We start from the raw sequence: 15,966 nt of genomic DNA, 5'->3' as shown, positions 1-15,966 counted from the left end.
ACAAGCCGCACTTGTCCTGCTCACATATCGTATTACTGTAATGCGGAAGGAGGAAAAAACATGCATCACCGAAAATGCCATGATACATGCCGACGTTTTTTTGGAAGAGTGGTACGAATTGAAGATTATGATGGTAACATTCATGTAGGAAAAATAGTTGATATAACAGAAGATTCTGTTTGGATCAAGCCAATTCGGCGTCCATCTTTTGATACAGGATTTGGATACTATGATGCAAATTCAAATGATCGCTGTGATTCTTGCCGTGGCCGCAGATGTGATAACTGTGGATCTGGTGGCTATGGTGGAGGATATGGTTATGGTTACGGCGGCTATGAACTCGCTTTTGGTTTTATTTTCGGAATCGCTTTAGCAGCGTTATTTTTCATCTAATATAAGAAGGAGTCGGCTATCTTTTTTCGTCAACTCCTTTTCTTACATATCATTATAAAACATTCAGCTAGACCACTCTTTCTACAAATTCACTTTTCGCAAATAAACACACGATGTCCTAGCACATGTTGGTACATATGCAATACTTGTTCATGTTGTACCCATGCATCATATAATTCATCTGGAATAAACTGTGACAAATTCCACTCTGGTTGTTCATTTTGCCCAGCAATTGTCTCGGCAACTGTGCCGCCACCACCGATTTTTATTCGTTTAAAATTCGCTTTCTGAAATAAATGAACCCACTCATTCTCCGTTAGTAACTGTTTCATTCCATATAGTTTTAGTATGTTATCTTCTTCTTCACGCGATATATGATTTTCGATTATCATTTCAATAACAACAAGCTTTCCATTCTTTTGTAGTACGCGATAACATTCTGGAATAGACTGTTCTTTATTTGTAAAAGCAAGTACAGATTCTCCAAGAACCAGATGAAATTTCTCATCCGAAAACGGCAGTTGTTCAGCACTGCCTTGAATCAGTTCAATTGGTAATTGATCTTGTAGCCACCTATCTTTTGCCTTTTGAATCATAATCTCATTATTTTCAACTGCCGTTACTTTATAGCCGAATTCCTTATGCATGTAAGCCGCTGTTCGCCCTGTTCCGCATCCTATCTCAAGTACACTCGCATCATGTTGTAATGGCAACTTCGCTAATAACTGCTTCGTTAACGTAAAACCACCAGGATGAGCACTCCCAATTCCGTAATAAGCTAAAAAATCAATATATACATTTCGTTTCATGGGATTCTCCTTCATTTTTTCTATATTACCATTACCTATATTCATCCCCATAAAAAATGGTGCAACATATAGAGAAGTTTGAATCCTCACCAATCGAATTTTCACGGGTAGTTTATCTATCGTCTAACTAAACCTTTGCTGCCGCTAAATTTTAAGATAGCAATAAAGAAGTGGTTTCGAAAAAACTCTTATATTTAAGCTTAAATAAAAAAGCACCTCTAAAAAGCGATAACGCTTCTCTTAGAAATGCTTTTCTCTACACTATTTACTGTTCTGTTACATACGCCCACTTAAAGCTGTATTCTGGACTGATGTTATGTTTTACAATTCCTTTGACAGTTGGTTTCAATACATAAGATCTACCTGATTGGAATAGAGGCACAAGTGCTACATCGTCTTCAAGTAACATTTTTTCTGCCTTCCCTAACTCTCCCCAACGCTTCTTCGCATCTGACATTAACTCTGTCTTACCCTTATTAATAATTTCGTCATATTTTGGATTGGAATAACTCATCTGATTTTGAGAGTTTTTTGATTCGAACATGTCTAAAAATGTCATCGGATCTGCATAGTCTGGATTCCAACCTCCAAAAGAGAAATCATAGTCTTGCTCAGACTCCAATTTCAATTTTTGTTTAAATGGCTGCATTTTAATTTTCACTGTGACACCTTTTAAATTTTTCTCAATTTGATCTTTTACATAATCACCAATCTTTTTTGCATTACTACTATCCAAGTTTAAGAACTCAAGTGTCGCTTGATCTTTACCCAGTTCTTTTTTTGCTTCTTCCCAAGCTGCTGCTGCCTTCTTTGTATCTTGTTTTAAACCATTTTTGAATGTTTCTGTGAAGTCTTTCCCATCTGGACCAGTTGCTAAGCCTTTTGGAACAAGGAAATCTGCTGGTTTTGAACCATCGTTTAAGATTACATTTGCTAAATTCTTCTTATCAATTGATAATGCAATTGCTTCACGTAACTTTTTACTCTTCAGTGGTGTCTCTTGACCACCGCGCTTTTGATTTAAGCGTAAATAGAACGTACTTGGCTCCAAATATGTTCCAAACTCATCTTTCTTTGATCTATATTTATCAGTAAATTCTCCCGTTAGTAATGAAAAGTCGATTTGACCACTATCATATAAATTTACTCTTGTGGCTTCCTCTTTTACTACACTGTAGTTAATTTCTTCAAGCTTTACACTGTTCTTATCCCAATACTTATCATTCTTTTTCAACTTCCAACCTTGTTCATGCTTCCATTCAGACATAACAAATGGCCCATTATATACTACCGTATCTGCCTCTAAACCGTATTTTTCACCTTTTTCTTTTACAAACTTTTCATTTAGTGGATAATAAGATGCAAATGCCATTAAATTCAAGAAATACGGAACTGGTCTTTCTAGTTCAACTTCAAGTGTATAATCGTCTACTGCTTTTGCACCTAATGTAGATACGTCTGCCTCTCCTTTATTAATTGCTTCTGCATGTTTAATATAGTAAGCAATAAATGCATACTCCGCTGCTGTCTTTGGATCTAACAAACGTTGCCATGCAAACACGAAATCTTTCGCTGTTACAGGGTCACCGTTTGACCATTTTGCATCTTTACGAAGTTTAAATGTATACTTTTTACCATCCTCGCTTTTTGTGCTAGATTCTGCCGCAGCTGGAATCGGCTTATTATCTTTATCAAGACGATATAACCCTTCCATTGTATTCCCTAAAATTTGCGCACCAAGTATATCTGTTGCCTTCGAAGTATCCATCGTTGGAATTTCCTGATTTTCTGTACGATTCAATACTTGTTTTGCTGCATATTTAATATCAGATTTACTGTCCCCATTACTATGAGATGATGTATCTGGCTTTTTGTCCCCCCCACCTGAACATGCTGATAAAGCCATGCTCATTGCCAATACTGGCGCTACAACAGCTGTTAATTTCTTTATCTTTTTCATCTCTGTACCCTCCCTAAACTATATGTAAGTCGATTATTTCGAGAGATTTCCTGCCAATTTATTATTCACAGAAAATAACTTTTATCATGATAATTCGTTTTTTTATAGCACTATTACAAGATTCCCCCCATCTACTATATGAACGTTGCATCCTTCTTATTCTTCCCTATTTTTCGAAATCTATATATGAATTTTTCACCTCTATTCATACTGTAACTATAATAAAACCCCTTTGTTTTACACTCTCTATTTCTATCATGTAACAAGTTAAGATTATATGATTCTCATATCATACATATAAATCCATTTTCATTTTTCGACACCTAAATTCCCTGCTATGCAGAATAAAAAGTAACCTACACTCGGTTGCTCTTTCTGTTTTTACTTCGCATGTGGCAGAAAAAGACACTGACCGCTTCTATGCATGGCCAGATGCTCTCTCCCACCTAAAAAGAGGGGTTTTATGTCAGTTTTTTAATTAATGTATATACAGTATCTTTAACTCTTCCTTTCCCTATAATGAAATACTTTAGAAACAAGTTTATCCCGCATTAACGGGCAGTAATACTCCTACCTCAAAATTCAGCGAAAGCAAAGAAGTTAGGTGGGAGATAAACTGCCCGTAAAAGCCCGATTGGTTCAACTAATAATCCGTGGGGGATGAAACTCCCTCACGGATTAAAGTTTCACTTTATCTCCTAAACAAAAAGCATCTCTAAAAGTAGATCGACTACTTCTAAAAATGCTTTTCGCTTCATTATTTACTTCTCTGTTACATACGCCCACTTAAAGCTATATTCTGGGCTGATGTTATGTTTTACAACTCCTTTTACAGTCGGTTTCATTACATACGCTCTACCTGTTTGATATAAAGGAACCATTGCTGCATCTTCTTCAAGTAATAGCTTTTCTGCTTTCCCTAACTCTTCCCAACGTTTTTTCGCATCGGACATGAGCTCATTTCCTGCTTTTTTAACCATTTCGTCATACTTTGGATTTGAATAACTCATTTGGTTGTAAGGGCTCTTCGTTTCAAACATATCAATAAATGTCATCGGATCTGCATAATCTGGGCTCCAACCCGCATAAGAAATTTCGTAGTCTTGCGCTGATTCTAGTTTTAATTTTTGTTTGAACGGCTGAATTTTCGTATTAATCGTTACACCTTTTAAGTTTTTCTCAATTTGGTCTTTTACATAATCCGCAACTTTTTTCGCAGTTCCATCATCATAGCTTAACAATTCAATTGTCACTTGATCTTTACCAAGTTCTTTTTTCGCTTCTTCCCATGCAGCTGCTGCTTTTTTCGTATCTTGCTTAACACCATTTTTAAATGATTCTGTAAAGTCTTTACCGTCTGGACCCGTTGCGAGTCCCTTTGGTACTAATTGATCTGTCGGTTTAGATCCATTGTTTAAGATAACATTTGCTAGTCCTTTTTTATCGATTGATAATGCAATCGCTTCCCGTAATTTTTTATTTTTCAATGGTGTATCCTGTCCATTACGCTTTTCATTCAAACGTAAGAAGAATGTACTTGCCTCTGAATACTCACCATACTCATCTTTATTTGCTTTATACTTATCAACAAATTCTCCTGTTAGCAATGTAAAATCAATTTGATTCGTATCATATAGATTTACTTTTGTAGCTGTTTCTTTTACAACACTAAAATTAATTTCATCGAGTTTCACATTCTTTTTATCCCAATAATTTTCATTTTTCTTTAATTGCCAGCCTTGCTCATGTTTCCATGATGACATGACAAACGGTCCATTATATAATACTGTATCTGCCTCTAAACCAAATTTATCTCCTTTTTCTTTGACGAATTTTTCATTTAACGGGTAATACGATGGAAATGCTACTAAGTTTAAGAAATACGGCACTGGTTGTTCTAATTCTACTTCCAGTGTATAATCATCCACAGCTTTTGCACCTAATGTAGATGCATCTGCTTGTCCTTTATTAATTGCCTCTGCATTTTTAATATAGTAAGCAATAAACGCATACTCCGCTGCTGTCTTTGGATCTAGCAAACGTTGCCATGCAAACACGAAGTCTTTCGCTGTCACTGGATCACCATTTGACCATTTTGCATCTTTACGAAGTTTAAATGTATATTTTTTTCCATCCTCGCTTTTCGTGCTAGATTCCGCGGCAGCTGGGATTGGTTTATTATTTTTATCAAGACGGTATAACCCTTCCATCGTATTCCCTAAAATTTGTCCCCCTAATGTATCGGTAGATTTCGAAGTATCCATCGACGGAATTTCCTGATTTTCTGTACGATTCATTACTTGTTTTGCTGCATATTTAACGTCAGATTTCTTATCTTCCCCACCACTAGATGTTGTACTTGTCTTTTTGTCTCCCCCTGAACCTGAACATGCTGATAACGCCATACTCATTGCTAATACTGGTGCTACCACCGCTGTTAACTTTTTTAATTTTTTCTTTTTCATTCATGTACCCTCCCCAAATTATATGTACGTTGCTAATCTTGAGAGATTCTCCGTAACTATTTAGTTATCAGAAAATTCTTATTAATTAGTATTCTACTATTTTTTTCGATTTTGTAAAGTTTATTTTTCAAAATTCAGAATATTTTTTCTGATATAATAGTTAGCCTTTTTCTCGCTACTATAATTTCCCATTTTACTATTTTTGCTCTCCTTTCGCTCATTTGAAAGGTTCATTATTCTTATCCCCCCGCAAGCTGTCAGATCATACTTTTTTCAAATAACATCATTGTTAACAAAAAAAAAGCATCTCTAAAAGTAGATGAACTACCTTTAAAAATGCTTTTTTATTTCATATTATTTTCCGTCTTTTTCAGTTACATATGCCCATTTGAAGCTATATTCTGGGCTGATGTTGTGATGAACAACACCTTTTACATTTGGTTGCAATACATAGGAATCCCCACGTTGATATAACGGTACAATCGCTGCATCTTCTTCAAGTAACATTTTCTCAGCTTTTCCTAGCTCTTCCCAACGTTTTTTCGCATCGGACATCAACTCAGTTTTTCCTTTTTTAATGATATCATCATATTTTGGATTTGAATAACCCATTTGGTTGTAACTACTTGTTGTTTCAAACATGTCTAAGAATGTCATTGGATCTGCATAATCTGGGTTCCAACCCGCGAAAGAAAGTTCATAATCTTTTGCCGATTCTAGTTTTAACTTTTGTTTAAACGGTTGAATTTTAATATTAACTGTTACACCTTTCAAACTTTTCTCAATTTGATCTTTCGCATAGTCAGCAACTTTTTTTGCAGTTCCATCATCATAGCTTAATAATTCAATTGTAATCTGGTCTTTCCCAAGCTCTTTCTTCGCTTTTTCCCAAGCAGCTGCCGCTTTTTTCGTATCGTGTTTCAAGCCATTTTTAAATGATTCTGTGAAATCTTTACCATCAGGACCTGCTGCCAAGCCTTTTGGTACAAGCTGATCTACAGGTTTTGAACCATCATTTAAAATAACATTAGCCAAGCCTTTTTTATCAATAGAAAGCGCAATTGCTTCACGTAAATCTTTATTTTTTAATGGTGTATCTTGTCCATTACGGTTTTCATTCATTCTTAAGAAATACGTACTTGTTTGCTCATATGAACCAAACTCATCTTTTTTGTCTCTATATTTATCAACAAATTCCCCTTTTAATAATGCAAAGTCAACTTGACCGCTATCATATAAGTTTACAAGTGTCGCTGGCTCTTTTACAACGCTGAAGTTAATTTCATCTAACTTGACATTCTTTTTATCCCAGTAGTTATCATTTTTCTTCAGTTTCCAGCCTTGTTCATGCTTCCACTCAACCATTGTAAATGGTCCGTTGTAAGCGACTGTATCCGCTTCTAAACCGTATTTCTCACCTTTTTCTTTTACCGTTTTTTCATTTAACGGGTAATACGATGGAAATGCTACTAAGTTTAAGAAATACGGCACTGGTTGTTCTAATTCTACTTCCAGCGTATAATCATCCACAGCTTTTACACCTAATGTAGATACATCTGCTTGTCCTTTATTAATTGCTTCTGCATTTTTTAATGGATACGCAATAAATGCATACTCTGCTGCTGTCTTTGGATCTAGTAAACGTTGCCATGCAAACACGAAGTCTTTTGCTGTTACTGGATCACCATTTGACCATTTTGCATCTTTTCGAAGCTTAAATGTATATTTTTTGCCATCCTCGCTTTTCGTGCTAGACTCTGCCGCCGCTGGGATTGGCTTATTATTTTGATCAAGACGATATAATCCTTCCATTGTATTTCCAAGCATTTGTGATGATACCGTATCTGTTGATTTTGAAGAATCCATTGTTGGGATTTCTTGTTTTTCTGTACGATTCAATACTTGCTTCGTTGCTAATTTACCATCTGATTTATTGTCGTTCTTACTTGAATCTGTACTTGTTTTTTTGTCCCCACCTGTAGAACATGCTGATAATGCCACACTCATTGCTAAAACTGGTGCTACGACTGCTGTTAGTTTTTTCATCTTTTTCTTTTTCACTTTCTGTACCCTCCCTAATTACGTGTACGTTTCTAGATTGAGAAATTTCTGATAATTTCTTTTATATTTATATGTTTAATCAGAAAATTTCTATTAACTATTATTCTACTAATTTTTTGTATTTTGTAAAGTATTATTATTGAAAATTTTAAAAAAATTATTTTTTTACAGTAATATTCATAAAAATCCCATCTAGATGACATGACACTCTCCATCAGCATTATATATACGTTGGTCCCATACTATTTTTTCCATTCCAAAACAAATCTCTTGTAAATTATTACTAATAAAAAATGTATAAATCTAAAAATTCCTTTCTTACGAAAACAAAAAAGTCAGCATTGCTGACTTTTTTATCCTGCTATTTTTTCTTTTTGCATCCCTTTTAAAACCTGTTCATATTGCTCTTCATTAAATTCATTTTCACTTTTTGCAACAACTACAGTTGCGATACCATTCCCAATTAAATTTACGATGGCACGTGCTTCTGACATAAATCGATCTACACCTAATAAAAGTGCTAATCCTTCTAACGGAATTACGTTCATAGCAGATAAAGTAGAAGCTAATACAATAAAGCCACCACCCGTTACTGCTGCCGCTCCTTTTGATGTAACTAACAAAATAGCTATTATCGTTAATTGTTGGCCTAGTGAAAGATCAATGTGAAAGACCTGTGCTAAAAATATAGTAGCCATTGACAAATAGATTGTTGTTCCATCTAAATTAAACGAATATCCTGTTGGAATGACTAAACCTACTACAGGTTTTGAACATCCGAACTGCTCCATTTTTGTCATGATACGTGGTAATACTGATTCTGACGATGACGTACCAAGTACGATAAGTAGCTCTTCTTTTATATGGGATAAATATTTCCATAAGCTAAATTTATATAACTTACAAATTATATTTAATACGATTAGTACAAATAATGCCATTGTTGCATACACACAAATCATTAATTTTCCAAGTGGAATTAATGTACTTAAACCATATTTCCCAATTGTAAATGCCATTCCACCAAACGCTCCAAGCGGCGCTAACTTCATAACAATTGATAAAATGTTAAAAAAGACTTTAGATAACCGATCAAAGAAATCAATAACCGGTTGTCCATTTTTCCCAAGCATTGTTAATCCTGCTCCAAACAAAATAGAAAAGAACAATACTTGTAAAATATCCCCTTTTGCAAATGCTTCAAACATGTTAGACGGTACAATATGTAAAAAGAAATCAACCCATTTCATTTCCTGACCACTTTGCACATATTGTGACACATCACCGCCCTTTAGTTTAGAAGGGTCTAAACCATCACCAGGACGCACTACATTCGCTACTATAATACCAATTAAAAGAGCAAAAGTTGTAACAATTTCAAAATATAATAACGCTTTTCCACCAACACGCCCTACTTTTTTCATACTTCCCATACTCGCAATGCCAAGTACAATCGTTAAAAATATAATTGGTGCAATGACCATCTTAATCATATTAATAAACGTGTCACCAATCGGCTTCATTTGTTGCCCCACACTAGGCCAAATTGCTCCTACTGCAATACCGCAAATAATTGCCACAATAACTTGGAATGTTAAATTCTTTACAATTCTCATCTGTCTAGACTCCCCTATTTTGTTCATTTCCCCTTTAATTATATAAACCGATTATAGAATATAAATTTTTATAAGCCCCCTTGTTACTCAGTTCAAACCACATTATTATGTTACACTATTATGACGTTTTTGAAAATAGTATATATTAATTATAATATAGTGACATACTTAATTATTTTATAAATTCTAGATCACATCTAAAAAAAGTAGCCAGCTTAATAGCTGCCTACTTAGACTCTCCCTCTTAAACAAGAGCAAACATTAAATATATACCAATTACAAAAAAGACAGCTAATGTTTTAATAACAGTAATCGCAATTTTTTGAAATCCCCTTTTTATCTTATTACCGCGATTTATAATGGCAAATCTCTCTTCTTAAAGGACACAATCGCTACTATAAAAATAACAATTGCACCGCAAGTTAACCCAATACTCACCGGCCATATGTTATACGTTCCTGCCACAATTTCTTCTGGACGGAACAGTGAGAATAATGATATATTTCTCATCCATTCTAGCTTATCACTTAATTTCCCCACCATATTTAATACATAAAATAAAATGGTTAGACTTGCTGAATAGCTAAGAGCTTTTCTTTCATCATTACATAGACAAGAAAATAGAAATGAATAGGCACTGACTACTAAAAATACAAGTCCTCCTACTAAATTCATTTTGAAAAATAATTCTTGATTTAGATTATTGTCTTTTAAGAACCATTCTGCTCCTAATACACCAGCTCCGTACGTAGCAAGTGTAATAATCAGTAACCCAAGAATAAGAACTACTGCTTGTGTTATTGCAATCTTCACTCTAGATACAGGTGTTGCTAGTAAATATGCCATCGCTCCTTTATCTACATAACGAGCCATTAAGTGCGTCGCAACTGTTACACTAAAAATCGTCAAAATGATAATAAACAACATGCCATAGTATTCACCCGCTAAAAACTGACTTACATTTTGAATCGAAGTTTCCATACCAACTATTTTTTTCACACTCTCTGGCATAGCACCTATTAGTTCATTTAACCCTTTTGCGGATACGAGCGATGGAAATATCCAAATTAACAACCATAAATAAAGAGCCGCGCCAATCGCATAACTCCATATACTTTTTGAATTTTCTTTAAAGCTAGCTAAAAACAGCTGTTTATTCATGTTTTGCACCCTCTTTCGCATCATAATAATGCATAAATAAATGTTCCAAATCCATCGCTCTCGTTTGAAGTGCTTTTACATTGTATTGCGCAAGTATTTGTAATACTTCCTGATAATTCCCCTGCACAATAACGGATGCTGTATTCCCCTTCACTGCTTCAAATTGTAAATTTGTCTTTTGTAAAGACCGTATTTCCTCTTGTGAGGACACTGTTACATCCATTACCTGTCTTCTCATCCCCTGTAAATCATGAATATTTTCAACTGTTACAAGACGCCCGTCTTTAATAATCGCTACTCGGTCACATGTTCGCTCGATTTCTGTAAAAATATGTGACGACATGAGGATTGTCTTTCCTTTTTGTTTTTCTTCTAGTATTAAGTCAATAAAAGTTTGCTGCATAAGTGGGTCTAATCCTGATGTTGGTTCATCTAAAATTAACACTTCTGGATCATGCATAAATGCAGCAACAATGCCCACCTTTTGTTTCATCCCTTTAGACATTTTTCGAATCGGTGTTTTCACATCAAATTGCAATCTTTCAATAAGCTCATCACGCCGTTTTGTTTCTTTCAATCCTCGCATACCTTGCATTAGTTTTAAAAATTCTAATCCATTCATTCCTTCTATAAAAGAAATTTCCCCTGGCAAGTAACCAACTTCCCTTTGGATTTTCGCAGCGTCATTCCAGCAGTCTAATCCGAAAATTTCTGCATGGCCAGCTGTTGGCTTTATAAATCCCATTAAATTACGAATCGTTGTTGATTTCCCTGCACCATTAGGTCCTAGATAGCCGAAAACTTCACCTTCTTTTACTTGAAAGGTAATATCAAATAATCCTTTCCCATTTGAAAATTGTTTTGTGATATTTTGGACTGAAATCATTATTCCACCTCATTTTTTGAAATATCTTACAGTTTATATTTCAAAATTATTGTACTCCTCTTCAATCATATTAGCAACAATTTTTTGAAATTTTTATAAGTCCATATTTCAAAAATATTGTTTTCATCTTTATTTTCTTGTATATTTTAGATGAGGTGATTGTATTGAACGGGTTTGAAAAAGTGAAAGAAAAGAAAAAACGCGCCATTAAAGACGCCGCATTGTTATTATTTTCAGAACGTGGATTTAACGAAGTAAAAATAGAGGACATTGCAAAAGAAGCGAAAGTATCTCAGGTGACGATTTATAATCATTTTGGGAGTAAAGACGCTCTTTTTAGAGAACTTATTCAAGAATTTGTGACAACTGAATTCAAATACTATCAAGAGCTAGCATCCGAAAACATGCCTTTTCATGAAATGATGCATAAAATGATCGTTAGAAAAATGGAAAGCGGCGGTTTATTTCATCCTGACATACTGTTGCAAGTCATCCAAAAAGACCAAGAACTTCGCGAATTTGTATATCGTTATCAAAATGAAACAATTCTGCCTTGGTTTTTAGAGCTATTAGAAAATGCACAACGTAAAAATGAAATTAATCCTAACCTTTCAAAAGAAATGATGTTACTATACATTCAAATGTTTAGTAAACTAGGCGATGATTATGGGGTACAATTGTTAGAAAGAGATCGCGAAAAACATATACAAGATATTGTTACGATGTTTTTTTATGGGCTTTCTAACCCTGAAGATACAACTAATTTATACAAATTAAAATAATTTTTCACATCGATTATCTTTCATTTAAATGGAAATTCATATATCACAAAACAAATTAATCTGTATAAGCTGCAGGTAAATATTCAAAGTATCAGTAAGCACACTAACATATAAAGTGTTTAAAGAAAATAGAAATGGAACATATATTTCATTTTCGAAAGCAAAAAAGACACGAAATCGTGTCTTTTTTGCTTATAGTGAGATAACTCTACCCGTTTCACTACTTTTAATCGCTAATTGAATGAGCCGAATGACTTGTAAACCTTCTTCAGCTGTTACAAGAGGTTTCACGCCATGTAATATACTATCTCGAATGCCTTTGTAATACATTTCATAGCAACCCACTTCTGTCGGAATACGTTTTACTACTTCTTCGGTTTCTAAAACTGCAAAGTTACTTTCAGGATCTTCTCCATATCCTATATCACCCGGCTTCATACCAGATTTCAATTGCTCTTCCTGTGAATCCATACCGTATTTCACAATTGAACCTTTATCTCCATGGACATGAAAGTGTGGTCCTGCATGTTTTACGTAACTACTACTATGTAAAATAATTCGTTTCACTCCATAATGAAGTACAATATGGAAATAATCATCCGTTTCTGCTCCAGGTCGTTGTTTTACTACATCTGCACGAACAGCATCTGGTTTACCAAATAGATATAATGCTTGGTCAATCAAATGTGATCCTAGATCATATAAAATCCCTGACCCCGGTAAATTCTTTTCACGCCAGCGATCACGCACATGAGGACGGAAGCGATCAAAATGCGCTTCATATGTATACACATTTCCAATTTGTTTTTCTTCAATTGCCCTCTTTATTGTTAAGAAATCATTATCAAAACGACGGTTATGATATACACTCACAACTACATCATGTTTTTTCGCCAAGGCAATGAGTTCTTCTCCCTCTTCAGTTGAAACAACAAATGGTTTTTCTACAACAACATGTTTCCCATGTACAATAGCCTCTTTTACAAAGGGAAAATGCGTTGTATTTGGTGATGTAATGACAACAAGATCAATGTCGTCTCGCTTTACTAATTCTCCAATCGTATGAACAACCTGCACAGTTGGTAACGCTTGTTTCACTACCTCTTCTTTCGATGATACGATAGCACGAATATCATATTCATCAATCGTTTGTAATAAAGGGATGTGAAATGTCGTACTAGAAAATCCAAATCCTACAATCCCTACACCTATTTTTTTCATATATTCCCTCCATGTATGAGAACGATTTCACAATTATTATAACAAGTTTTATTTTATAGACCTAACTTTTTGCTTCACTACTTCTGTTTGATTGGATTACATTTTTCACTACAAAAAAAGAAAGGCATGTCCCTATGAAGCATGCCTTTCTCTAATAAGTTAAATATCTTTAATATGAATTAACGGTTCACTCTATCCGCTTTTTCGTCCACGTCTCAACCACTTCACCAGTATCACTAACATCTAAGACTAAACTACCATTACTATACCGGTCTTTATTACGAAACGCTTTTGGATCTATTTCTTCTACAACCTGTTTCTCTGTTTTCATGTAAACAAGTTCATCATCCCGAACAATTTCAATACCGACAATGCGATATGGATTACGCTTTAGCTCTTTAAAAATTACAAGTCCCCGCTTCGCTCTTGTTGATTTTTCAATTTCGGAGGCTTTTAATCTTTTAACTGCGCCTCGTTGCGTTACGAGGATCAGTTGATCTTTTTCACCATTTAACGGTTTACCAGAAGCAACATAATCATCTTCTTTTAAGTTAATTCCCTTTACACCAGCTGCTCTTACACCAATTGGACTTACTTCTTCTTCATTGAAAATAAGTGCATATGCACCGTGTGTTGCAAGAATAATATCACTTGTTCCATCTGTTGCAAATACATCTACAACTTCATCATCTTTTTTCAAGTTTACGGCAACAAACGCTCTTGAATAGCGCTGAACTTTATACTGATTTAGTTCCGTTTTTTTAATCATACCATTTCGCGTAACAAACACAACAAAGCGTTTTTCTTCCTCAAAGTTCGGTACAACGGTTGCCCAAATTAAGGTCTCATCTCGTTCAAGTGAAACAATATTTGCAACGTGCTGTCCTAAGTCTTTCCAACGAATATCCGGCATCTCGTACACTGGAAGATAAATATAATTTCCTTTATTCGTAAATAACAGAATTGTTTCTGTTGTATTTGTATCGAAACGTTCCAGTAAGATGTCACCCTCTTTCATACCGAAGTCTTTTCCGTTCGATGCATTATGTGAACGCCATCCTGTTCGTTTCACATACCCTTCTTTCGTTACAGTAACGATGACATCTTCTTGTGGAATCATAACTTCCACATCAATTTTAATTTCTTCAATCTCTTCTTCAATGACAGCACGACGATTATCACTATACGTTTTCTTTACTCTCTTTAAATCTGCTTTGATGACTTGAAGAAGCCTTATCTCACTTTGTAAAATCGCTTGTAATTCTGCAATTTTCTTTTCTAGTTCTTCTGCTTCTTTTTCTAGTGCGGTAATATCTGTATTTGTTAAACGATACAGTTGCAGTGATACAATTGCTTCTGCTTGCGCTTCTGTAAATCCAAATTTTGCACTTAAATTATTTTTTGCATCACGTTTATCTTTAGATGCTCGAATTTTCTCAATAACCTCATCTAAAATCGATAATGCTTTCATTAAACCCGCTACGATATGTTGGCGATTTTCCGCTTTTCGCAACTCATACTCCGAACGACGTGTAACAACTTCTTTTTGGTGCCCAATATACGCATCTAAAATTTTCGGTAAGGTCATAAGTGTTGGGCGACGATTGTTGATGGCTACCATATTAAAATTATATGGGATTTGTAAATCCGTATTTTTATATAAATAATTTAAAATCCCTTCAGCATTTGCCTCTTTTTTCAATTCCACAACAATACGAAGACCTGTACGATCCGTTTCATCACGAACCTCAGCTATTCCATCTAGTTTTTTATCTAAACGTAATTCGTCCATTTTCTTGACTAGATTCGCCTTGTTTACTTCATATGGAATTTCCGTAATAACGATTTGCTGTTTGCCACCACGAATTGTTTCAACTTCTGCTTTTCCGCGAATGATGATTTTCCCTTTTCCTGTTTCATACGCTTTTTTTATCCCATCAATCCCTTGAATAATACCACCTGTTGGGAAGTCAGGCCCTTTAATAACTGTTAATAGGTCATCTACAGAACTATTTGGCTTATCGATACGCATCATTGTAGCATCAATCACTTCACCAAGGTGATGCGGTGGAATTTCTGTTGCGTAACCAGCTGAAATCCCTGTTGAACCATTTACTAGTAGGTTCGGGAACATCGCTGGCAGTACAACTGGTTCTTCACTTGTATCATCAAAGTTTGATACAAATTCCACTGTTTCTTTGTCGATATCGCGCAGTAACTCAGAGGCAATTGGCGATAAACGAGCTTCTGTATAACGCATCGCTGCCGCTGGGTCGCCATCAACACTACCATTATTTCCGTGCATTTCAACCAAGACGTTACGCACTTTCCAATCTTGGCTTAAACGTACCATCGCCTCATATACAGAGGAATCACCATGTGGATGATAGTTACCAATAACGTTACCAACTGTTTTAGCTGATTTACGAAACGGTTTATCATGTATGTTTCCTTCTACATACATTGAGTATAAAATACGGCGTTGTACCGGTTTTAAACCGTCACGCGCATCTGGAAGCGCGCGATCTTGAATAATATATTTACTGTAACGTGCAAAGCGATCACCTAACACGTCTTCAAGCGGGAGGTCATGAAACTTCTCTGCTTGCATG

Annotated in this window: 11 protein-coding genes; 2 read left to right on the top strand and 9 right to left on the bottom strand. The window is 35.1% G+C overall.

Going from position 1 to position 15,966, the window contains the following annotated elements; translation table 11 throughout:
* Window positions 1–60 precede the first annotated feature (60 nt).
* A complete protein-coding gene (locus ACIQ7L_RS19255; RefSeq protein ID WP_400571042.1) occupies window positions 61–393 on the top strand; it encodes a hypothetical protein in 333 nt (110 codons plus the stop codon).
* 89 nt (window positions 394–482) lie between these two features.
* Here ACIQ7L_RS19255 and ACIQ7L_RS19250 read toward each other — a convergent pair whose 3' ends face one another.
* The 7 genes from ACIQ7L_RS19250 to ACIQ7L_RS19220 all read right to left on the bottom strand — a co-directional run bounded on the left by ACIQ7L_RS19250 (window position 483) and on the right by ACIQ7L_RS19220 (window position 11,351).
* Window positions 483–1,202: a class I SAM-dependent methyltransferase gene (locus tag ACIQ7L_RS19250; protein ID WP_400571041.1), complete on the bottom strand. Its 720-nt coding sequence runs from the start codon at window positions 1,200–1,202 to the stop codon at window positions 483–485.
* 265 nt (window positions 1,203–1,467) lie between these two features.
* A complete protein-coding gene (locus ACIQ7L_RS19245) occupies window positions 1,468–3,162 on the bottom strand; it encodes a peptide ABC transporter substrate-binding protein (protein WP_400571040.1) in 1,695 nt (564 codons plus the stop codon).
* Window positions 3,163–3,923: 761 nt separating this feature from the next.
* On the bottom strand, window positions 3,924–5,627 hold the full coding sequence (locus ACIQ7L_RS19240; protein ID WP_400571039.1) for a peptide ABC transporter substrate-binding protein: 1,704 nt from the start codon (window positions 5,625–5,627) through the stop codon (window positions 3,924–3,926).
* Window positions 5,628–5,981: 354 nt separating this feature from the next.
* Entirely contained in the window at window positions 5,982–7,688 is a 1,707-nt protein-coding gene (locus ACIQ7L_RS19235; RefSeq protein WP_400571038.1) for a peptide ABC transporter substrate-binding protein, read from the bottom strand.
* Window positions 7,689–8,041: 353 nt separating this feature from the next.
* Window positions 8,042–9,304: a dicarboxylate/amino acid:cation symporter gene (locus tag ACIQ7L_RS19230; protein ID WP_400571037.1), complete on the bottom strand. Its 1,263-nt coding sequence runs from the start codon at window positions 9,302–9,304 to the stop codon at window positions 8,042–8,044.
* 354 nt (window positions 9,305–9,658) lie between these two features.
* A complete protein-coding gene (locus ACIQ7L_RS19225) occupies window positions 9,659–10,465 on the bottom strand; it encodes an ABC transporter permease subunit (protein WP_097894555.1) in 807 nt (268 codons plus the stop codon).
* On the bottom strand, window positions 10,458–11,351 hold the full coding sequence (locus tag ACIQ7L_RS19220) for an ABC transporter ATP-binding protein (protein WP_400571036.1): 894 nt from the start codon (window positions 11,349–11,351) through the stop codon (window positions 10,458–10,460). The genes ACIQ7L_RS19225 and ACIQ7L_RS19220 overlap by 8 nt, the downstream gene beginning before the upstream one ends.
* Before the next feature lie 137 nt (window positions 11,352–11,488).
* On the opposite strand from ACIQ7L_RS19220, the gene ACIQ7L_RS19215 reads away from it, so the two are divergent.
* Complete coding sequence (locus ACIQ7L_RS19215) at window positions 11,489–12,133, top strand: TetR/AcrR family transcriptional regulator (protein ID WP_400571035.1); 645 nt, start codon at window positions 11,489–11,491, stop codon at window positions 12,131–12,133.
* Between the two features lie 192 nt (window positions 12,134–12,325).
* On the opposite strand, the gene ACIQ7L_RS19210 is transcribed toward ACIQ7L_RS19215, so the two are convergent.
* Both ACIQ7L_RS19210 and parC read right to left on the bottom strand, forming a co-directional pair.
* The gene (locus tag ACIQ7L_RS19210) at window positions 12,326–13,354 is read right to left on the bottom strand and encodes an oxidoreductase (RefSeq protein ID WP_400571034.1); all 1,029 of its coding nucleotides are present in this window, start codon (window positions 13,352–13,354) and stop codon (window positions 12,326–12,328) included.
* Window positions 13,355–13,541: 187 nt separating this feature from the next.
* The gene (gene parC, locus ACIQ7L_RS19205) at window positions 13,542–15,965 is read right to left on the bottom strand and encodes a DNA topoisomerase IV subunit A (RefSeq protein WP_400571033.1); all 2,424 of its coding nucleotides are present in this window, start codon (window positions 15,963–15,965) and stop codon (window positions 13,542–13,544) included.
* Between the last annotated feature and the right edge of the window lies 1 nt (window position 15,966).

It is taken from the genome of Bacillus sp. NPDC094106 (genome assembly GCF_044764345.1).
Classification (GTDB): domain Bacteria; phylum Bacillota; class Bacilli; order Bacillales; family Bacillaceae_G; genus Bacillus_A.
The sequence above is the reverse complement of the archived record's forward strand: the minus strand, read 5'-3'. Positions and strand labels throughout refer to the sequence as shown.

Bases quoted from the DNA above. Each gene is read 5' to 3' on its own strand.
- ACIQ7L_RS19250 (WP_400571041.1), bottom strand. From the start codon at position 1,202: ATGAAACGAAATGTATATATTGATTTTTTAGCTTATTACGGAATTGGG.
- ACIQ7L_RS19230 (WP_400571037.1), bottom strand. From the start codon at position 9,304: ATGAGAATTGTAAAGAATTTAACATTCCAAGTTATTGTGGCAATTATT.
- ACIQ7L_RS19210 (WP_400571034.1), bottom strand. From the start codon at position 13,354: ATGAAAAAAATAGGTGTAGGGATTGTAGGATTTGGATTTTCTAGTACG.
- ACIQ7L_RS19240 (WP_400571039.1), bottom strand. From the start codon at position 5,627: ATGAAAAAGAAAAAATTAAAAAAGTTAACAGCGGTGGTAGCACCAGTA.
- ACIQ7L_RS19245 (WP_400571040.1), bottom strand. From the start codon at position 3,162: ATGAAAAAGATAAAGAAATTAACAGCTGTTGTAGCGCCAGTATTGGCA.
- ACIQ7L_RS19220 (WP_400571036.1), bottom strand. From the start codon at position 11,351: ATGATTTCAGTCCAAAATATCACAAAACAATTTTCAAATGGGAAAGGA.
- ACIQ7L_RS19255 (WP_400571042.1), top strand. From the start codon at position 61: ATGCATCACCGAAAATGCCATGATACATGCCGACGTTTTTTTGGAAGA.
- ACIQ7L_RS19225 (WP_097894555.1), bottom strand. From the start codon at position 10,465: ATGAATAAACAGCTGTTTTTAGCTAGCTTTAAAGAAAATTCAAAAAGT.
- parC (WP_400571033.1), bottom strand. From the start codon at position 15,965: ATGCAAGCAGAGAAGTTTCATGACCTCCCGCTTGAAGACGTGTTAGGT.